We start from the raw sequence: 19482 nt of genomic DNA on the forward strand, positions 1-19482 counted from the left end.
CGTCGATCAATAGGCGTCGTTCAGCGCAAAGATCGGCTTGCGGGTGCGCCACTGCCCTCGGGTGAAGTCGGGAAAATCTAACGTGCGATTGCCCTCAGCAATCGATTGTTCCGACAGAGGCGTGATCGCGCTCCAGGCCAGCGCGTCGTAAATGTCGATTGGCATCGGGGCCTTGGCCTTCAGCGCCTCGACAAAAGCGTGGATCACGAACCAGTCCATCCCGCCATGCCCGGCCCCTGCCGCCAGATCGGCGTAGCGTTTCCATAGCGGGTGATCGTATTTCGCAAACCAGCCCTCGGCAGGCTCCCAGCGGTGCGGCTGTGGGCTCTTGCCCTCCAGATAGATCGACTTGTTGACGTCCATCCACAGCCCCTCGGTGCCTTGCACCCGAAAGCCGAGAGAATAGGGGCGCGGCAGCGAGGTGTCGTGGCACAGCATGATCGTTTCACCATTAGTGCAGCCGATCATGGTGTTGACCACATCACCCAGTGCGAATTTCACCTCGGCGTTGGGATGATCGGCAGAGCCGTTCTTGACGACATAATCATGCAGCCCGCGCGCCTTACAGCCGAAGCCGCCAGCGCCCGCTTCGCCCGGCAACGCGACCTTCAGGGTGCGGGTCTGCGGCGGGTAGCACACGCCGGCATCGGCGCAGCCCTGGTACTTCACGGTCAGGGTGGTCGCGCTCGCGCCGGCCGCGGGCGTGCCGGTGAGGGTGCCGAGCAATTCCTTGCGGTAGGTTTCGACGTCGCCGAAGAATTCGTCGCGGTAGGCCTTGCCCTTCGGCAGCGCCATGGTCGCGCCGGTGAAGGCGGCATCGGCCTTGACCGAGGTGCGGTGCCGGTACAGGTAATAGCCGTCGGCGATCCGCCAGCGCACCTCGATGCGGTCCGGCGCGGTGGCCTGCGCGGACAGGACGAAGACCTCGTCGACCGGCGGCAGTTCGAAGTCCTGGGCGACGGCCGAGGTCGCGGGCAGCGCAAGCAGCAGGGCGAGCCCGGCCAGCCAGCGGCGCAGGCGGATCGTGGATGCGGTCATTGGCTCAGTTTACCGGTCGGCTCTCGGCGGCCAGCCATTGCAGGTATTCGGGCAGGCCGGACGCGGCTTCGACCGCGAGCAGCTCCGGGAGTTCGTAGGGATGCAGTTGGCGCAGGCGTTCCTGCAGGGCGGGGTAGGCCTCGGCACTGGTCTTGACCAGCAGCAGGACCTCGGCCGCGGCCTCGACCTTGCGTTGCCAGCGATAGACCGAACGCAGGCCGGGCAGGAGGTTGACGCAGGCGGCCAGGCGCTCGGCCACCAGCGCGGTGGCGATGCGCTCGGCGCTGTCGGCGTCGGGACAGGTGCAGAAGCAGATCAGGGCGCTCACCGGCATAGGGTAGCGGCTGCCCCGATCCGGCGGGCCTGGCGGACATCCGCGTGCGGCCCTTGAAAGTCGGCGGGCCCGCCCCATCTCGGTGGCATGCCGGGTTCGCCCGGTTCTGTTGTCCGCGGTTTGGCACTCGCTTCGCGCGACTGCTAAAATCGCCGGGTTTTTCCACGTCAATCAACCATTTACCGAGGTTGCCATGTCCAATATCAAGCCGCTGCACGACCGCGTGGTCATCAAGCGCATGGAAGAAGAGAAGCTGTCCGCCGGCGGGATCGTGATCCCGGATTCGGCCACCGAGAAGCCGATCAAGGGCGAAGTCGTCGCCGTCGGCACCGGCAAGGTGCTGGACAACGGCCAGGTCCGCGCGCCGCAGGTCAAGGTCGGCGACAAGGTGCTGTTCGGCAAGTACAGCGGCACCGAAGTGAAGCTGGACGGCGTCGAGCTGCTGGTGGTGAAGGAAGACGACCTGTTCGCGATCCTCGGCTGATCGCGCGTCGCTCCCACACATTTCTCATCCGAATAATTTTTCGAGGTAATTCGCAATGGCTGCCAAGGACATTCGTTTCGGCGAAGACGCGCGCTCCAAGATGGTGCGCGGCGTCAACGTGCTCGCCAACGCCGTGAAGGCGACCCTCGGCCCGAAGGGCCGCAACGTCGTGCTGCAGAAGAGCTACGGCGCGCCGACCATCACCAAGGACGGCGTCTCCGTCGCCAAGGAAATCGAACTGGCTGACGCGTTCGAGAACATGGGCGCGCAGATGGTGAAGGAAGTCGCTTCCAAGACCTCCGACAACGCCGGCGACGGCACCACCACCGCCACCGTGCTGGCGCAGGCGTTCATCCGCGAGGGCATGAAGGCGGTCGCCGCCGGCATGAACCCGATGGACCTGAAGCGCGGCATCGACCAGGCGGTGAAGGCCGCGGTCGGCGAACTGAAGTCGCTGTCCAAGCCGTCGTCGACCAGCAAGGAAATCGCCCAGGTCGGCGCGATCTCCGCGAACTCGGATGCCAACATCGGCGACCTGATCGCGCAGGCGATGGACAAGGTCGGCAAGGAAGGCGTGATCACGGTCGAGGAAGGCAGCGGCCTGGACAACGAACTCGACGTGGTCGAGGGCATGCAGTTCGACCGCGGCTACCTGAGCCCGTACTTCGTCAACAACCAGCAGTCGATGTCGGCCGACCTGGATGATCCCTTCATCCTGCTGTACGACAAGAAGATCTCCAACGTGCGCGACCTGCTGCCCGTCCTCGAGGGCGTGGCCAAGGCCGGCAAGCCGCTGCTGATCGTGGCGGAGGAAGTCGAAGGCGAAGCGCTGGCGACCCTGGTGGTCAACACCATCCGCGGCATCGTCAAGGTCTGCGCGGTGAAGGCCCCGGGCTTCGGCGACCGTCGCAAGGCGATGCTGGAAGACATGGCGATCCTGACCGGCGGCGTGGTGATTTCCGGGTATAGGAAGTATAAACCACCTTTTTGCTCCTCATCCGAAGTATCTTACCTGAAATTCCCTCACTCGTTTACCGCTCAAGCCCCAATTTTAACTGCCGGTCCAGCCTAAACCGCTCTAATAAGGTTCGATTTGGCGGTAAAATCTCTAGCCTGATAGCTCGAGAGATACAAACTGCCCCACCGCCCCGTTTAAAAGTTGGCAGTGTTGAGCAGTGTTGGATTTGGGGTCGTCAGTCAAAGAGACGACTCTGTGATGGATCGAACAGGCTGGGAGTCAGTGGCGGCGCTCGTTCTGGTGGCAGCTCACGCTGCTTGGCGGCATTCGCCTTGGCTGTTTTCTGTTTCAGATGCTTGAGAATCTGCTCAATGACCTTCGGATCTTCGATGCTGGCAATCACTTTGACGTGACCGCCGCAGTGTTCGCAGACTTCAATATCAATATTGAAGACTCGCTTGAGGCGTTGCATCCAGGTCATGGCGCGGTGGCGCTCTGCAGGACTCTTGTCACGCCAGTTAGTATCGAGACCTTCCGATTTGTCGGGCTTCTTGCCCCGCTTGGCGGGTGTTACTTGAACTCGGTGTTTGCTGTTCGGTGCAAAGACGCCGTGGAAGCGTGTGAGGTTGACTCGCGGCTTAGGTACCAACGCAGCGAGTTTGGCGATGAAGTCCAGCGGCTCGAAGATCACATGGGTGGTGCCATTGCGGTACGGAGTTTTGAGCTCGTAACGCACCTGCCCATTGGCGGTTAATGCCAGACGTTTTTCTGAAACCGCTGGCCGACTAATGTAGCGACACAAGCGCTCAAGCTTATCCCGCTGATGCGCTTCGGCCATCACACCGGCGTGTAGCGAGAAACCAGCATGGTTGGCTACTCGACTGCTTGAGTCGGCTTTATCCTCACGCCCTGGCAAGGTTTGCAGGGTGAAGACTTTGCGCCCTTGCTGGGGGCCGACGGCAATGCGATACGTAACCGAAGCACCATGTAATTGAGTCAGCGTATCGTCTTCGCCCTCTTCCAGTGTCAACCACGTATTCTCGGCATCACGCTCCAAAATCCCACGCTTTTCCATGCAGCGAGCGATGCGATGGCTGAGGGTGTGAGCGAGCGTATTCAGCTCATCGTAAGTGGGTGCCTTGACACGATGGAAGCGTTGCTTGCCATAGTCATCTTCGGCATAGACACCATCGAGAAACAGCATGTGGTAGTGGACATTGAGATTTAGCGCGGAGCCAAAGCGTTGGATAAGAGTCACTGAGCCAGTTTGTGCAGAGGCTTTGGTGTAACCGGCTTTTTTGATCAGATGAGTTGAGAGTGTACGATAGACGATACTCAAGACCTGGCCCATCAGCTGGGGATGGCGAGCCAGCAAAAAGCGTAGCTGGAAAGGAAAGCTGAGCACCCACTGGCGAATGGGCTCCTTGGGGAAGACTTCGTCTATCAGCAGCGCCGCACTCTCGGCCATCCGGCGGGCACCGCAGCTAGGGCAAAAGCCGCGTCGTTTACAGCTGAAGGCGACCAGACGCTCGTGATGACAATCCTCGCAGCGAACCCGCATGAAACCATACTCCAGACGGCCACATTGGAGGAGGTCGTTGAATTCTTGTTGGATGTAGCGAGGCAGGTGTTGACCTTGGGCTTCGAGTGAGGCTTTGAAGGCTGGGTAGTGCTGCTCAACCAGCTGGTAGAGCAGCGTCTGGTCGGGTTGGTGGCGTTCGTAACCGTTTGTTTGAGTGGGCGATTGACTCGCCGTGGCGTTCCTTGCCAGCGACATGGGTATCCTCCGCTGATACTGTGGTTATGTACAGTATCAGCGGCTTGCGTTCAGACGTCCAGTCTGGCCCTAGACATCGCTAAATGCTTAACCCGCAATAGCCCTCACGAGTTGTTATCAGCCACTACCGGTTGAGCGAGAAGGTTTTGGGTTCAGGGTGCTATTGCTCCACCAATCACAATACTGAAGCCCCAACTGTTATCAGTTGGGGCTTTTTCTTGTCTGTTTGCGGCGGTTGCGTTTTATCGGTAGTCGTCGAGCTCTGCACCATCCCACATAAGAGCTTAACGGTGCGATCTTCAACGCCATCACACAAAACTTTCTTTTTCACGCACAGTCAACTTATTGGATGTTTTATTAACAACCCAAAAGGAGATATTTAGCGGGCGGCCGGAAGGTGAATGCTAGGCATGATCTAACCCTCGGTCTCTGGCGTCGCGACTGCGAAATTTCGTGAGGGTTTCCGAGAAGGTGATTGCGCTTCGCAGATCTCCAGGCGCGTGGGTGCGGACGTAGTCAGCGCCATTGCCGATCGCGTGAAGTTCCGCCGCAAGGCTCGCTGGACCCAGATCCTTTACAGGAAGGCCAACGGTGGCGCCCAAGAAGGATTTCCGCGACACCGAGACCAATAGCGGAAGCCCCAACGCCGACTTCAGCTTTTGAAGGTTCGACAGCACGTGCAGCGATGTTTCCGGTGCGGGGCTCAAGAAAAATCCCATCCCCGGATCGAGGATGAGCCGGTCGGCAGCGACCCCGCTCCGTCGCAAGGCGGAAACCCGCGCCTCGAAGAACCGCACAATCTCGTCGAGCGCGTCTTCGGGTCGAAGGTGACCGGTGCGGGTGGCGATGCCATCCCGCTGCGCTGAGTGCATAACCACCAGCCTGCAGTCCGCCTCAGCAATATCGGGATAGAGCGCAGGGTCAGGAAATCCTTGGATATCGTTCAGGTAGCCCACGCCGCGCTTGAGCGCATAGCGCTGGGTTTCCGGTTGGAAGCTGTCGATTGAAACACGGTGCATCTGATCGGACAGGGCGTCTAAGAGCGGCGCAATACGTCTGATCTCATCGGCCGGCGATACAGGCCTCGCGTCCGGATGGCTGGCGGCCGGTCCGACATCCACGACGTCTGATCCGACTCGCAGCATTTCGATCGCCGCGGTGACAGCGCCGGCGGGGTCTAGCCGCCGGCTCTCATCGAAGAAGGAGTCCTCGGTGAGATTCAGAATGCCGAACACCGTCACCATGGCGTCGGCCTCCGCAGCGACTTCCACGATGGGGATCGGGCGAGCAAAAAGGCAGCAATTATGAGCCCCATACCTACAAAGCCCCACGCATCAAGCTTTTGCCCATGAAGCAACCAGGCAATGGCTGTAATTATGACGACGCCGAGTCCCGACCAGACTGCATAAGCAACACCGACAGGGATGGATTTCAGAACCAGAGAAAGAAAATAAAATGCGATGCCATAACCGATTATGACAACGGCGGAAGGGGCAAGCTTAGTAAAGCCCTCGCTAGATTTTAATGCGGATGTTGCGATTACTTCGCCAACTATTGCGATAACAAGAAAAAGCCAGCCTTTCATGATATATCTCCCAATTTGTGTAGGGCTTATTATGCACGCTTAAAAATAATAAAAGCAGACTTGACCTGATAGTTTGGCTGTGAGCAATTATGTGCTTAGTGCATCTAACACCTGAGTTAAGCCGCGCCGCGAAGCGGCGTCGGCTTGGACGAATTGTTAGGCCGCATATCGCGACCTGAAAGCGGCACGCAAGACCTCAACCTTTTCCGCCCCGAGTGAGGTGCATGCGAGCCTGTAGGACTCTATGTGCTTTGTAGGCCAGTCCACTGGTGGTACTTCATCGGCATAGTAAAAGTAATCCCAGATGATCGCCTCCCAGCTGTTACAACGGACTGGCCGCCCGGCGATGACGCCCTCAGCCGCCTCTGGGCACGAGCCCTGCGGAGCCTCCGCGATTTCATACGCTTCGTCTGCCCACCAAGCAGGTTCGCAGTCAAGTAACTCATCCCCGATCTCCGCTAAGAATCCATAGTCCAACTCCTCCATGACGCGCCCGCCGAGCATTTCAACTATTGCCTCGAGCTCGCCGCGCCTCTCGCCGGGAAACGTCAGATCAATATCATCGTGCTTGCGTGTTACACGCCCTAGCCGTGCATCGATCGCCCAGCCCCCACCGATCCAGAGCGGCAGATTTCGCTCATCTGCCGCAGCTAGAATTTTGTGTATCAATGTGACCTGCGTTGTGTCCATGCGGCCTAACTTTGTTTTAGGGCGACTGCCCTGCTGCGTAACATCGTTGCTGCTCCATAACATCAAACATCGACCCACGGCGTAACGCGCTTGCTGCTTGGATGCCCGAGGCATAGACTGTACAAAAAAACAGTCATAACAAGCCATGAAAACCGCCACTGCGCCGTTACCACCGCTGCGTTCGGTCAAGGTTCTGGACCAGTTGCGTGAGCGCATACGCTACTTGCATTACAGCTTACCAACCGAACAGGCTTATGTCCACTGGGTTCGTGCCTTCATCCGTTTCCACGGTGTGCGTCACCCGGCAACCTTGGGCAGCAGCGAAGTCGAGGCATTTCTGTCCTGGCTGGCGAACGAGCGCAAGGTTTCGGTCTCCACGCATCGTCAGGCATTGGCGGCCTTGCTGTTCTTCTACGGCAAGGTGCTGTGCACGGATCTGCCCTGGCTTCAGGAGATCGGAAGACCTCGGCCGTCGCGGCGCTTGCCGGTGGTGCTGACCCCGGATGAAGTGGTTCGCATCCTCGGTTTTCTGGAAGGCGAGCATCGTTTGTTCGCCCAGCTTCTGTATGGAACGGGCATGCGGATCAGTGAGGGTTTGCAACTGCGGGTCAAGGATCTGGATTTCGATCACGGCACGATCATCGTGCGGGAGGGCAAGGGCTCCAAGGATCGGGCCTTGATGTTACCCGAGAGCTTGGCACCCAGCCTGCGCGAGCAGCTGTCGCGTGCACGGGCATGGTGGCTGAAGGACCAGGCCGAGGGCCGCAGCGGCGTTGCGCTTCCCGACGCCCTTGAGCGGAAGTATCCGCGCGCCGGGCATTCCTGGCCGTGGTTCTGGGTTTTTGCGCAGCACACGCATTCGACCGATCCACGGAGCGGTGTCGTGCGTCGCCATCACATGTATGACCAGACCTTTCAGCGCGCCTTCAAACGTGCCGTAGAACAAGCAGGCATCACGAAGCCCGCCACACCGCACACCCTCCGCCACTCGTTCGCGACGGCCTTGCTCCGCAGCGGTTACGACATTCGAACCGTGCAGGATCTGCTCGGCCATTCCGACGTCTCTACGACGATGATTTACACGCATGTGCTGAAAGTTGGCGGTGCCGGAGTGCGCTCACCGCTTGATGCGCTGCCGCCCCTCACTAGTGAGAGGTAGGGCAGCGCAAGTCAATCCTGGCGGATTCACTACCCCTGCGCGAAGGCCATCGGTGCCGCATCGAACGGCCGGTTGCGGAAAGTCCTCCCTGCGTCCGCTGATGGCCGGCAGCAGCCCGTCGTTGCCTGATGGATCCAACCCCTCCGCTGCTATAGTGCAGTCGGCTTCTGACGTTCAGTGCAGCCGTCTTCTGAAAACGACAAACGATGTCAGAATAGAGTTAAATTTCCTATTGATTGACATATTCCGTCAAAGGTAATAGATTTCATCCTGACACTTTTGCCTTTGGAGGCATCTTGCAAGGTCAACGCATCGGCTATGTCCGCGTCAGCAGCTTCGACCAGAACCCGGAACGGCAATTGGAGGGTGTTCAGGTGGCGCGGGTGTTCACCGACAAGGCTTCTGGCAAGGACACCCAGCGTCCCGAGCTGGAAAGGCTGCTGGCCTTCGTCCGCGAGGGCGACACCGTGGTGGTGCATAGCATGGACAGGCTGGCACGCAACCTTGATGACCTGCGCCGCATCGTCCAAGGGCTGACACAACGGGGCGTGCGCATGGAGTTCGTCAAAGAAGGGCTGAAGTTCACCGGCGAGGACTCACCGATGGCCAATCTGATGCTGTCGGTCATGGGAGCCTTCGCTGAGTTCGAGCGCGCCCTGATCCGCGAACGTCAGCGCGAGGGAATCGTGCTGGCCAAGCAGCGCGGTGCCTACCGGGGACGAAAGAAATCGCTGAACAGCGAACAAATTGCCGAGTTGAAACGGCGAGTTGCGGCAGGCGACCAAAAAACCTTGGTGGCCCGTGACTTCGGCATCAGCCGCGAAACCTTGTACCAGTACCTGCGGGAAGACTGACCATGCCACGCCGCTCAATCCTGTCCGCCACCGAGCGCGAAAGCCTGCTGGCACTGCCAGATGCCAAAGACGAACTGATACGGCACTACACGTTCAACGAAACCGACCTGTCGGTGATCCGTCAGCGTCGCGGCGCCGCGAATCGATTGGGCTTCGCTGTGCAGCTTTGCTACTTGCGATTCCCTGGCACCTTTTTGGGCGTCGATGAGCCTCCGTTTCCGCCCCTGTTGCGCATGGTGGCCGCGCAACTCAAGATGCCAGTGGAAAGTTGGAGCGAGTACGGCCAGCGCGAACAGACACGGCGGGAGCACTTGGTCGAGCTGCAAACGGTTTTTGGGTTCAAGCCCTTCACCATGAGCCACTATCGGCAAGCCGTGCATACATTGACCGAGCTGGCCTTGCAGACCGACAAAGGCATCGTGCTGGCGAGCGCACTTGTCGAGAATCTGCGGCGGCAGAGCATTATCCTGCCCGCCATGAATGCCATCGAGCGCGCAAGCGCCGAGGCCATCACCCGTGCCAACCGACGCATTTACGCGGCGCTGACCGATTCTTTGTTATCACCCCACCGTCAGCGCCTGGACGAACTTCTCAAGCGCAAGGACGGCAGTAAAGTGACGTGGCTGGCATGGCTGCGCCAGTCGCCTGCCAAACCGAACTCTCGCCACATGCTCGAACATATTGAGCGCCTGAAATCCTGGCAAGCACTTGATCTGCCCGCAGGCATCGAGCGGCAGGTTCACCAGAACCGCCTGCTCAAAATCGCTCGTGAAGGTGGCCAGATGACGCCTGCTGATCTGGCAAAGTTCGAGGTGCAACGACGCTATGCCACGCTGGTAGCGCTGGCCATCGAAGGCATGGCCACCGTCACCGATGAAATCATCGACCTTCACGATCGCATCATCGGCAAGCTGTTCAACGCGGCCAAGAACAAGCATCAGCAGCAGTTCCAGGCTTCCGGCAAGGCGATCAACGACAAGGTGCGGATGTATGGGCGCATCGGTCAAGCGTTGATTGAGGCCAAGCAAAGCGGCAGCGATCCGTTCGCCGCCATCGAGGCCGTTATGCCCTGGGACACCTTCGCCGCCAGCGTCACCGAAGCGCAAACATTGGCGCGGCCTGCCGACTTTGATTTCCTGCACCACATCGGTGAAAGCTATGCCACGCTACGCCGCTACGCGCCGCAGTTCCTGGGCGTGCTCAAATTGCGGGCTGCGCCCGCCGCCAAGGGTGTGCTCGATGCCATCGACATGCTGCGCGGCATGAACAGCGACAGCGCGCGCAAGGTGCCCGCCGATGCGCCAACCGCATTCATCAAGCCGCGCTGGGCAAAGCTGGTTCTGACCGACGACGGCATCGACCGGCGTTACTACGAGTTATGCGCCCTGTCGGAGCTGAAGAACGCGCTGCGCTCCGGTGATGTCTGGGTGCAGGGTTCTCGCCAGTTCAAGGACTTCGACGAATACCTGGTGCCGGTCGAGAAGTTCGCCACTTTGAAGCTGGCCAGCGAATTGCCGCTGGCAGTGGCCACCGACTGCGACCAATACCTGCATGACCGGTTGGAATTGTTGGAGGCGCAACTCGCCACAGTCAACCGCATGGCTGCGGCCAACGACTTACCGGATGCCATCATCACCACCGCGTCAGGCCTGAAGATCACGCCGCTGGACGCGGCAGTACCAGACGCCGCGCAAGCCATGATCGACCAGACAGCTATGCTGCTGCCGCACCTCAAAATCACCGAGTTGCTGATGGAGGTCGATGAATGGACGGGCTTCACCCGCCACTTCACACACCTGAAGACCAGCGACACGGCCAAGGACAAAACCTTGCTGTTGACGACGATCCTGGCCGACGCGATCAACCTGGGTCTGACCAAAATGGCCGAGTCCTGCCCTGGCACCACCTACGCCAAGCTGTCTTGGCTGCAAGCCTGGCACATCCGCGATGAAACCTATTCGACGGCGCTGGCCGAGCTGGTGAATGCGCAGTTTCGGCAACCCTTCGCCGGCAACTGGGGTGACGGCACCACGTCATCGTCGGACGGCCAGAACTTCAGAACCGGCAGCAAAGCAGAAAGCACTGGTCATATCAACCCGAAGTATGGAAGCAGTCCAGGACGGACTTTCTACACCCATATCTCCGACCAGTACGCGCCCTTCAGTGCCAAGGTGGTCAACGTGGGCATTCGTGATTCAACTTACGTGCTTGATGGCCTGCTGTACCACGAGTCGGACTTGCGCATCGAGGAACACTACACCGACACGGCAGGCTTCACCGATCACGTGTTTGGCTTGATGCATTTGCTGGGATTTCGCTTCGCGCCGCGTATCCGTGACTTGGGCGAAACCAAGCTATTCATCCCCAAGGGCGATGCCGCCTATGACGCGCTCAAGCCGATGATTAGCAGCGACAGGCTGAACATCAAGCAAATACGCGCCCATTGGGATGAAATTCTGCGGCTGGCCACCTCCATCAAGCAAGGCACGGTAACGGCTTCGCTGATGCTGCGCAAACTCGGCAGCTACCCGCGCCAGAACGGCTTGGCCGTGGCGTTGCGCGAGCTGGGGCGCATCGAGCGCACGCTGTTCATTTTGGATTGGCTGCAAAGCGTGGAGCTGCGCCGCCGCGTCCATGCGGGGCTGAATAAGGGCGAGGCGCGCAACGCGCTGGCCAGGGCGGTCTTCTTCTACCGATTGGGTGAAATCCGCGACCGCAGTTTTGAGCAGCAGCGCTACCGGGCCAGCGGCCTCAATCTGGTGACGGCGGCCATCGTGTTGTGGAACACGGTATATCTGGAGCGTGCCACCAGTGCTTTGCGTGGCAACGGCACGGCGCTGGACGACACATTGTTGCAATATCTGTCGCCGCTGGGGTGGGAGCACATCAACCTGACCGGCGATTACCTATGGCGCAGCAGCGCCAAGGTCGGTGCGGGGAAGTTTAGGCCATTGCGACCGCTGCCACCGGCTTAGCGTGCTTTATTTAATGAGATGGTCACTCCCTCCTTCCCAGTACTATGCTGAGGACAGGCTTTCATTCGGAGAACCATCATGGAAAACATTGCGCTTATTGGTATCGATCTGGGTAAGAACTCTTTCCATATTCATTGTCAGGATCATCGTGGGAAGGCCGTTTACCGTAAAAAATTCACCCGACCAAAGCTAATCGAATTTCTGGCGACATGCCCGGCAACAACCATCGCGATGGAAGCCTGTGGCGGTTCTCACTTTATGGCACGCAAGCTGGAAGAGTTAGGGCATTTTCCAAAGCTGATATCACCGCAATTTGTCCGCCCATTCGTTAAAAGCAACAAAAATGACTTCGTTGATGCTGAAGCTATCTGTGAAGCAGCATCACGTCCATCTATGCGTTTCGTGCAGCCCAGAACCGAATCTCAGCAGGCAATGCGAGCTCTGCATCGTGTCCGTGAATCCCTGGTTCAGGATAAGGTGAAAACAACTAATCAGATGCATGCTTTTCTGCTGGAATTTGGTATCAGCGTTCCGCGAGGTGCTGCCGTTATTAGTCGACTGAGTACCCTTCTTGAGGACAGTAGTTTGCCTCTTTATCTCAGCCAGTTACTGCTGAAATTACAACAGCATTATCACTATCTTGTTGAGCAGATTAAAGATCTGGAATCTCAGTTGAAACGAAAGTTGGACGAAGATGAGGTTGGACAGCGCTTGCTGAGTATTCCCTGCGTTGGAACGCTGACTGCCAGTACTATTTCAACTGAGATTGGCGACGGGAAGCAGTACGCCAGCAGCCGTGACTTTGCGGCGGCAACAGGGCTGGTACCCCGACAGTACAGCACGGGAGGTCGGACGACATTGTTAGGGATTAGCAAGCGGGGCAACAAAAAGATCCGAACTTTGTTGGTTCAGTGTGCCAGGGTATTCATACAAAAACTGGAACACCAGTCTGGCAAGTTGGCCGACTGGGTCAGGGAGTTGTTGTGTCGGAAAAGCAACTTTGTCGTCACCTGTGCTCTGGCAAACAAGCTGGCCAGAATAGCCTGGGCACTGACGGCGCGACAGCAAACTTACGAAGCATAAAGGCAGAAATACACCAGTTTAAACAATCATTCATCTGGTTTTGCGAATACTGATATTGATGATACTAACGGCCCACCGGCCTGTTGAGGAACCTGTAAAACGGAAAGGCTCATTGAAGCCGTATATTTTCTGGAGGTTCATCAGGCGCGGAACTCATCGAGGCGCGGGAATAAAATCCCATTCAGACGCCGGATAGATTCAAGCAAGCCAACTTGTCGTCAAAATCGGTGTTGCAAAAACGGGAGTGACCATAGATTCCGTTTTCTGAGACGACCCCTACAATACCGACACCGATGGCTGTTACGGCGACCTTACGCAGGTCTTCACCGATAGCTCCCAGAGTCTTCTTGTCAGGAGAGAAAAGACGCACAAACCACGTCTTAATACGCAAAAACTTTTTCATGATTACCTCCATAGTTGAAGAGGAGGCGAATCATGCCTGAGAGGGCATGAACACCCCCTCAGGGTTAAAGTTTTAGGCAGACAAAGCTGTTGGCTTCGCCTTGTTCATCTTCATTGAGTTAATGATCTTCGTCGCTTCATCAGCAAACGGGCCAGTAACTTGGATAGGCTCCCTTCTTGCGAAGGAGGCTGTCACCATCATTCTCTGGCCGTGCATCAGATGACGATACCGAGACCGCATAAGCTCAACGTAGGCCGCAGAGTCCCCCTCCCACCCCTCAGGGGGAGAGAAGGGGCACACCGCGTCGTTACCAGGCGTTGTATCAACCTTCGAGACATCAATGACGGCCATACTCAGCTCTCCTTCTCGCAATGAAATCGCGCAGGTAGCGAGCATTCGGGAAACCGAGGCTTCCCTGACTCATCAGGACATCGTTCCAGTCAATCCCTTTCGCTCTGGGCGGGATCGGGAGCTTAGGCAGCAGGACGTACACACGAATGCCGCGCTTCTCCAGCTTGGCTTTCAGCACGTTCGCTGACTTCTCCCCAGTCACAGACTTATCTTTGTCAGCCCAGATCAGTACGGTGTGAACACCTTCTGGAACCTCGAAGGACTCCATTAGGGTGGCATTGACCGTTGACCAAACCGGGATTTGAGTGACTCGATAAGCTGACAGAGCTGTTTCCAGCCCTTCTGCAACACCCAGGATACCCTCAGTCGGTTCACCGAGGCGGATGGCCGCGCCATTGACATCCAAACCGTCAGGAATGGGCATCATCTTTTTGGCGTTGCCGACCTTGGCTTTTTTACCGTTTTGGGTGAGATAGGTGCGGTGGAGCGTTACCAGGTTGCCTTCCACATCTCGGATAGCGCAGACGATAGCCGGGAATTTCCCAACTTCATTGCCATCTTCGTCGTAGTAGGCCATAGCCGGATTGAACCGCAGACAGTCTGTTTTTTCTACTTCATCAACTTTGAACAGCAGCTCGCGGTTTTTGAAGTACAGACGCATTGGCTCAGTCACATGACTGGAGAACGGCAAACACTCGTTCCATACCTTCTCGATTTTCTCACGGAGACGAGCACTGTAAGCGCGTTCGCGCTCCATTCTCTTCTCCATTTCTTCTTGGAGCTCAAGCAACCAAGGCTTAGGTTGTTCACGAAACATCGGAACAACTTTCGGCTTATTTTCGCTGCTTTGCTCTTCCGGTTGTGTGGCCGCAGGTTGTACTTGCGGTGCCGGAGTTTCTACCTTGCGGTTGACCACAGGGGCCGACTCAACATGGTGACTCACCGGCTCAACACCACCGTTCGAGCGAGCGCGGAACTGCGTTACCGTAGCGCCGCGACGTTCCACCAGCCAGGTGTTGCGATGCGTTTGCATAGGTTGTTCTCTCACAACATTCCCCTGCTCGTCCTTAACTTCAACGACGACAGTTACAGGCTCGCGCCCGAGGTTTGTCATGACGATCTCATCCCCATACTTGGCTTCACTTTCACCAATGGCTCTTTCAAGATCCACGCCCCAGATGGTGCGTTCCAAACCGCTCTTGTCACGGATGAAGGCAAAGTAGCTGAGCTCGTTGTCTTCGTTATGCTCATAAGGAGCTTTACCGTGGGCAATCAGAGTACCGGCAATGGATTTTTTACGATTCTTGGAATCGAGAACCTTGTTATTCACCTTCATAGGCTCTTGCTGAACAGGCGCTTTGGCCTGGACAGGAGCTCGTGTCGGTGCAGCGGCTTGTTGATACTGGGGTTGCTCTTTCTCAACGCCCAGATAATCACCAACCTCGCTCAGGCACTGTTTAAAGTCCCAGTTATTGAGCCACATCAGCAGCTCAAAACCATCATGATTGGCACCGCATGTATTGCATACGCCGCCACCAGTCAGGTGGGCATCCTTGAACAGTCGGAAGCCATCTTTCCCGCCGTGGATAGGACAAGAAACATGACGACCAGGTTTACGGAGAGCTGGTTCAAGATGGGGCGCTAGGGCCGCCAGGATGAATAGCCAGTTTCCGTTTGCAGCTTCACGAACGGTGTCAGCTTTGTAGTAAGACATAGGTTTTCTCCTTAGCGTGAACCCCAGCATCGAGGCTTCCTTAAACCCCCGTCGCCAGGGTTTTAAGGAAACCCCGACACCGGGAGAATGTGCCAAGGAGGCTCCCCAGCCGGGGAGTTCTCCCCGGCGAGGGGTTTAAAAAGGTCGCCCCCGAAACGGAGGCGAATTTTGTGAATATCACAAGCACAAATGAGCGCCCTCTTCCGAGGCCATCATGATTGTGACATCTGCGGTTACAGGATCTGACTTAATCACAACCTCAGTGGGTTTGAAAAAGCCATCTACAGTGGGCATGGGGTAATAAAGACGAATCTTTCCCCAATTCTTGTTGTCGGTAAAAGCGACCTTTGTTTGAGCAACACAAAGCTGCAAAAACATGAAAAGGAAGTCTTCTACCGAGTGCTTACCATCTGCACCAAATACTCCATCGACAATTGCCGGGGTCACTGCCACATTGGTCAGGAAACCAGCTTGTTTACCGATGGAAGATTGGTCCACCAGCAGACCATCATTGATGGCTTGTTGACGGATTTGGGCGAGGTCCAATTTAGCTACTTGGTTCATAAGGTGTACTCCAAAGTTAATGGGTACACCTACCCCGTGCGGGGAAGTGTACCCGCATGGGTTATTGAAAGGTCACGGCCAAAGCCGAGCTTTAAGGTTCCGAGTTTTACGCTGGCTGAATGCGCCAAAGAACGGTCGGAGGAAACGAGTCAGCGACACGCTTCACATTCGCGTAAAGAGTGTCCGTAAAGACACGCTCTAAGCGACGACCACCTTGACGATAAACCAACTTAAAGTCTTGGAATTTGTTCATGGATACCTCCAGAAATAACGGGAGGTATCTCCAGCAGGAGATAGACTCCCGCAGGGATTAATAAATTAACGTTAATTTGCTGTTTGTTTTTGGCGACCAGCTATCGCACTTTTCGCTCTCCGAAGAGAACAAAATCTGCTTACTGATGGTATTCACCATGAGTAAGAAGACTTGGGAAGTAAAGCAGGGGTTTCCCCCTGCCTTGTTATGCCGCTTTGAGGTGGCGAGAGAAAAAGTCCCTGGTTTGCTGGATAGCTCCCCGGAGAAGTTCTCGTCTGTAGCCAGCGTAGCTCTTGTCATCACTGGCAACGGTCAAGCCGTGCAGACTCTCTTCACCCAGGACAATCTCGTTTTCACGAGAGAGTACCTCAACACGTAGGCCAAGCACTCGCTCTTTCCCTTCCAGGATAGAACAAATTGTTTGGTCTCTTACTTCGTCATCCCAGTGGCCCATATCGAAATCCCGCTCAGGGAGTTCAGTAACACGCACCAGGTAGTTTTCAGTGGCCCGTTCCCAAACCACTTCATCTTCGCATGGAGAGGCCTCGATCAGCGAGTACCCGTCCGCTTCGAGCTTCTTGGAAAGACTTTTTACATCATCCGCCAGCTCCAGCACAAAGCGTTCCCAGAGGTCTTGCCAGCGCTCGACCATATCCTGGTTAATCCCTTCAATGCCGGTGCCAATCATGGAATCATCATCAGGGAAGATCCCTGTGAAGTCCACGTTGTCGTCGATGTTCATGCAGTTCCAATGGCTGTAGTGATGCCCGTGACTATTCCGAGTAATGGACAGGTCACAGGAACCATATTCGCGGAGGACAGAAAGCATATTCTCAATGTCTTTCTGTGCCATCAGGTTCTTCACGCGGCTGACAGCATCCACTTGGCCGGGCTCAGTGCTGAATAGGCGATTCATGAGAGCTTTGACGTCATCAACGCTCAAATCCCCGTAGAAGGCTACGCCATCCCCCTGGCAGTATCCGAGACTGTACTCAATCGTCAGATCATCCGGGTATCCACACTTAACCAGTTCGTTTTGAAAATGCTGTTTAATCATTGGTATCTCCTTAATTTCAGAGGGAGACACCATCCCCTCAGGGACCGATGTCCCCCGTGGGGTTAATGTTTGGGTTAAGAAGCCTTGCGGCTTAATTCAGTATCAAATCGAGGACCTTTGAGAACCGCAGTTTTCATAACCTCGAAGTTTCTTGGGTAACGCAGCTTTGAAACTGCGCCAGCTCGGATGTCGGCAGCCTCACTTGGAGAGACTAGCCTTAACCCTTCGCTGGTTTCAGCGTAGAACCAACCGGCATAACGCTCATAGGCATTCTGCTGGTACTGTTCAGTCGCCATATTCTTCCGGATCGCCTCTGTTAAGGCCTCAACAACACCGTCATCTTTCGTGATGATGTTGAAAACATGAGAGACAGTCAGGAAGTTCCCAAAGAAGCAGGCTGCCCCAAGCCAAGGCTGGAACATTTCGCCATTTCGCCCCGTCCTCACCATTGGTTCAAACGGGTATGGGCGATAACAGTGATACTGCTCAAACATCGGGTCAAGAACGTTGTCACCCAGGACATCCAGTAAAGTCTGAATACTGTCCGGGTCTTGGCCTGCCCACTTACTCCCATTGCTGAGAATCAGTGTTTTACCGTCAGTACGCTCCAGAGCTTGTTCAAAGTTAGACATAGTGCATTCCTTTTGGTTAGGACGCACCACACCCTCTCGGGATGATGCGCCCGAGTGGGTTAGTTGAGAAGGCTTAGCCGTCAAGTCCGTAAATTACGGCGGAGCCGGGCTCCATCTCGACAACTTGTGCGCTTCCTTCTTCTATCAGCTCCTGCATGTAACCAGACTCAGCATCCGGATTACGTTCGCAGTGTTCGTCCCAGCGTTTCAAAAGCCCTTCTGTGGCTTGTCCGTGGGTCTCACCAAGGCCGATAAACTCATAGTGTCCTGTGTTTACGATGATCACCACCATAGCTAGTGCTCTCCTACAGGTCACTTGGTACATACAGGTCATCTTTGATGGCAGAAAAATCGACAGGAGACTGGTCCCCATAGGTTCGATTCACGCCACCAGCATCATCGACACTGACAAAAACCGTGCGGAGTAAACCGCTGGGCTTTGCAGGGTAAACGATGCTGACATGCTGACCTTTGTACTGTTCTGACAAAGTGCTTTGAAGCTCATCAACCGAACGGAATTTCCGGTCGCGGCCAAAGTCCTTAATCTTGATGTCGCCAGGGATTGGATTAGTCATCGTTACCCCCTGCCAGCAGTTTATCTACTGAATGGCCGAGTCCGTTACCAAACCATTTGTCCAGAGCGTCGATTTCCGGGAAGTCCGATTTCACCTGAGCAACAACACGTTCCATTTTGCTGAGAGCATCCTGGAACTCAAGGCCATTACCTGCGGCCACCTCAAGTTTGCACTTGATGTAAGCGGAGTAGGTATCACAGGCCTTAACCAGTGATTGTTCATAGCCACCGGGAGCGAAGGCTATGGCGACTGCATCCTGGAGTTCTTCGGGAAGAGTCTGGATGAGTTTGTCCTCTGCGGCCTTTTCCAGTCGTTCAAACTCACGCTGCAAAACAGCGTTTGCTTTCTTGACCGGTGTTACAACATCCGAACAGAGAACCTCGGCTGCATCATGCAACGAAGCATGAGCAAGCATGACTGCCAGATCCACCGACTTCCCTTGCTGAATGGCAATATTGCCAGCCAGGTAGGAAAGCAGGGTAACAACAGCGCTGTGTTCCAACACAGACTCCGGTTGAACAGAGTGCATCAGTGACCAGCGTTTGATCAGGCGTTGGCGCAAGGCCAGAGCTAGAAAGCCGAAATTTGAATTAGACATAGTGCCTCCAAAATTGGTTGGAGGTACACCAAAGCCGACCGGGCCTTGGTGTACCCGGTTGGGTTACTTAGTTATCTCGGGTCAAGCTGCTTAGCTATAGCGAGTAAAAACGGATGGAATGGATGATCTTGCGGGACACCCCCAACAAGCTCACGGGCTAAACCGACTGAGTTTGTAGCCAACACCTCTTTGACGGCCAGAATGATTTCATTGTCGATTTCATCCTGGATCTTTCGTTGTTGGTCCACCAGCCGACTTAACTTGTCTAGGCTCATGCTTCTCTCCTTTGTTTGTGGGAGAGAACCCAGGAGGGGTTTCCTCCCGAGGGGTTAGGTTATTGCTGTTTTGGGCCAGCTACCGTTATAGCCAGCAAGCGCTGACAATGAACAAAGAGTATG

At 56.1% G+C, this 19482-nt stretch carries 21 protein-coding genes and 3 pseudogenes; 6 read left to right on the forward strand and 18 right to left on the reverse strand.

The annotated features are described in order from the left end of the window. Nucleotides 1-6: 6 nt before the first annotated feature. The 3 genes and pseudogenes from O7C57_RS21780 to cutA form a co-directional block, all read right to left on the reverse strand. Nucleotides 7-573, reverse strand: a pseudogene (locus tag O7C57_RS21780) (hypothetical protein); the annotation flags it as partial. Between the two features lie 90 nt (nucleotides 574-663). Continuing rightward, nucleotides 664-1038: pseudogene (locus O7C57_RS21785) on the reverse strand (protein-disulfide reductase DsbD domain-containing protein); the annotation flags it as partial. A gap of 4 nt (nucleotides 1039-1042) precedes the next feature. Continuing rightward, nucleotides 1043-1372 carry a divalent-cation tolerance protein CutA gene (cutA, locus tag O7C57_RS20725; protein WP_004201171.1) on the reverse strand — a complete coding sequence of 110 codons (330 nt, stop codon included), beginning with the start codon at nucleotides 1370-1372 and terminating at the stop codon, nucleotides 1043-1045. Nucleotides 1373-1565: 193 nt separating this feature from the next. Here cutA and groES point away from each other — a divergent pair, with 193 nt between their 5' ends. Further along, a complete protein-coding gene (gene groES / locus O7C57_RS20730; RefSeq protein WP_004201172.1) occupies nucleotides 1566-1856 on the forward strand; it encodes a co-chaperone GroES in 291 nt (96 codons plus the stop codon). Between the two features lie 55 nt (nucleotides 1857-1911). After that, nucleotides 1912-2817, forward strand: a pseudogene (gene groEL / locus O7C57_RS20735) (chaperonin GroEL); the annotation flags it as partial. Nucleotides 2818-3049: 232 nt separating this feature from the next. On the opposite strand, the gene O7C57_RS20740 reads toward groEL, so the two are convergent. The 4 genes from O7C57_RS20740 to aadB all read right to left on the reverse strand — a co-directional run bounded on the left by O7C57_RS20740 (nucleotide 3050) and on the right by aadB (nucleotide 6866). Continuing rightward, nucleotides 3050-4591, reverse strand: a complete 1542-nt coding sequence (locus tag O7C57_RS20740; RefSeq protein ID WP_000050481.1) for an IS91-like element ISCR1 family transposase — start codon at nucleotides 4589-4591, stop codon at nucleotides 3050-3052. Nucleotides 4592-4995: 404 nt separating this feature from the next. Continuing rightward, entirely contained in the window at nucleotides 4996-5835 is an 840-nt protein-coding gene (gene sul1 / locus O7C57_RS20745; protein WP_269724010.1) for a sulfonamide-resistant dihydropteroate synthase Sul1, read from the reverse strand. Then, entirely contained in the window at nucleotides 5829-6176 is a 348-nt protein-coding gene (locus O7C57_RS20750; protein WP_000679427.1) for a quaternary ammonium compound efflux SMR transporter QacE delta 1, read from the reverse strand. The genes sul1 and O7C57_RS20750 overlap by 7 nt, the downstream gene beginning before the upstream one ends. A gap of 156 nt (nucleotides 6177-6332) precedes the next feature. Continuing rightward, nucleotides 6333-6866, reverse strand: a complete 534-nt coding sequence (aadB, locus tag O7C57_RS20755) for an aminoglycoside nucleotidyltransferase ANT(2'')-Ia (RefSeq protein ID WP_000381802.1) — start codon at nucleotides 6864-6866, stop codon at nucleotides 6333-6335. 145 nt (nucleotides 6867-7011) lie between these two features. Here aadB and intI1 point away from each other — a divergent pair, with 145 nt between their 5' ends. The 4 genes from intI1 (at nucleotide 7012) to O7C57_RS20775 (ending at nucleotide 12937) form a co-directional block, all read left to right on the forward strand. After that, entirely contained in the window at nucleotides 7012-8025 is a 1014-nt protein-coding gene (intI1, locus tag O7C57_RS20760; protein WP_000845039.1) for a class 1 integron integrase IntI1, read from the forward strand. 296 nt (nucleotides 8026-8321) lie between these two features. After that, nucleotides 8322-8879: a recombinase family protein gene (locus O7C57_RS20765; protein WP_001162012.1), complete on the forward strand. Its 558-nt coding sequence runs from the start codon at nucleotides 8322-8324 to the stop codon at nucleotides 8877-8879. Between the two features lie 2 nt (nucleotides 8880-8881). Next, a complete protein-coding gene (locus O7C57_RS20770; protein ID WP_001138073.1) occupies nucleotides 8882-11854 on the forward strand; it encodes a Tn3 family transposase in 2973 nt (990 codons plus the stop codon). Nucleotides 11855-11932: 78 nt separating this feature from the next. Then, nucleotides 11933-12937: an IS110-like element IS5075 family transposase gene (locus O7C57_RS20775; RefSeq protein WP_000427619.1), complete on the forward strand. Its 1005-nt coding sequence runs from the start codon at nucleotides 11933-11935 to the stop codon at nucleotides 12935-12937. Nucleotides 12938-13118: 181 nt separating this feature from the next. On the opposite strand, the gene O7C57_RS21790 is transcribed toward O7C57_RS20775, so the two are convergent. The 11 genes from O7C57_RS21790 to O7C57_RS20830 form a co-directional block, all read right to left on the reverse strand. Further along, nucleotides 13119-13340, reverse strand: coding sequence for a hypothetical protein (locus tag O7C57_RS21790; protein ID WP_000714163.1), 222 nt, complete (start codon nucleotides 13338-13340; stop codon nucleotides 13119-13121). A 72-nt stretch (nucleotides 13341-13412) separates the two neighbouring features. Next, nucleotides 13413-13691, reverse strand: coding sequence for a hypothetical protein (locus tag O7C57_RS20785; protein WP_000268337.1), 279 nt, complete (start codon nucleotides 13689-13691; stop codon nucleotides 13413-13415). Continuing rightward, nucleotides 13678-15405, reverse strand: coding sequence for a DUF7146 domain-containing protein (locus O7C57_RS20790; RefSeq protein WP_000122922.1), 1728 nt, complete (start codon nucleotides 15403-15405; stop codon nucleotides 13678-13680). Before O7C57_RS20790 ends, O7C57_RS20785 begins: the two co-directional genes overlap by 14 nt. Before the next feature lie 177 nt (nucleotides 15406-15582). Next, nucleotides 15583-15969, reverse strand: a complete 387-nt coding sequence (locus tag O7C57_RS20795) for a hypothetical protein (RefSeq protein WP_001077336.1) — start codon at nucleotides 15967-15969, stop codon at nucleotides 15583-15585. 106 nt (nucleotides 15970-16075) lie between these two features. Continuing rightward, nucleotides 16076-16222 (reverse strand): hypothetical protein, encoded by a 147-nt coding sequence (locus O7C57_RS20800; protein WP_001032043.1) that lies wholly within the window; start codon nucleotides 16220-16222, stop codon nucleotides 16076-16078. Nucleotides 16223-16427: 205 nt separating this feature from the next. After that, the gene (locus O7C57_RS20805; RefSeq protein ID WP_000595210.1) at nucleotides 16428-17279 is read right to left on the reverse strand and encodes a hypothetical protein; all 852 of its coding nucleotides are present in this window, start codon (nucleotides 17277-17279) and stop codon (nucleotides 16428-16430) included. Between the two features lie 74 nt (nucleotides 17280-17353). Next, complete coding sequence (locus O7C57_RS20810) at nucleotides 17354-17911, reverse strand: hypothetical protein (RefSeq protein ID WP_000064432.1); 558 nt, start codon at nucleotides 17909-17911, stop codon at nucleotides 17354-17356. 73 nt (nucleotides 17912-17984) lie between these two features. Further along, on the reverse strand, nucleotides 17985-18203 hold the full coding sequence (locus O7C57_RS20815; protein ID WP_000260293.1) for a hypothetical protein: 219 nt from the start codon (nucleotides 18201-18203) through the stop codon (nucleotides 17985-17987). 13 nt (nucleotides 18204-18216) lie between these two features. Further along, the gene (locus tag O7C57_RS20820) at nucleotides 18217-18486 is read right to left on the reverse strand and encodes a hypothetical protein (RefSeq protein ID WP_000184110.1); all 270 of its coding nucleotides are present in this window, start codon (nucleotides 18484-18486) and stop codon (nucleotides 18217-18219) included. Continuing rightward, on the reverse strand, nucleotides 18479-19084 hold the full coding sequence (gene yfbR, locus O7C57_RS20825) for a 5'-deoxynucleotidase (protein ID WP_000071870.1): 606 nt from the start codon (nucleotides 19082-19084) through the stop codon (nucleotides 18479-18481). The genes O7C57_RS20820 and yfbR overlap by 8 nt, the downstream gene beginning before the upstream one ends. A 71-nt stretch (nucleotides 19085-19155) precedes the next feature. Then, complete coding sequence (locus O7C57_RS20830; protein WP_000050847.1) at nucleotides 19156-19359, reverse strand: hypothetical protein; 204 nt, start codon at nucleotides 19357-19359, stop codon at nucleotides 19156-19158. Nucleotides 19360-19482 lie beyond the last annotated feature (123 nt).

This window comes from Providencia sp. 21OH12SH02B-Prov, from assembly GCF_027362595.1.
GTDB lineage: Bacteria > Pseudomonadota > Gammaproteobacteria > Enterobacterales > Enterobacteriaceae > Providencia > Providencia zhejiangensis.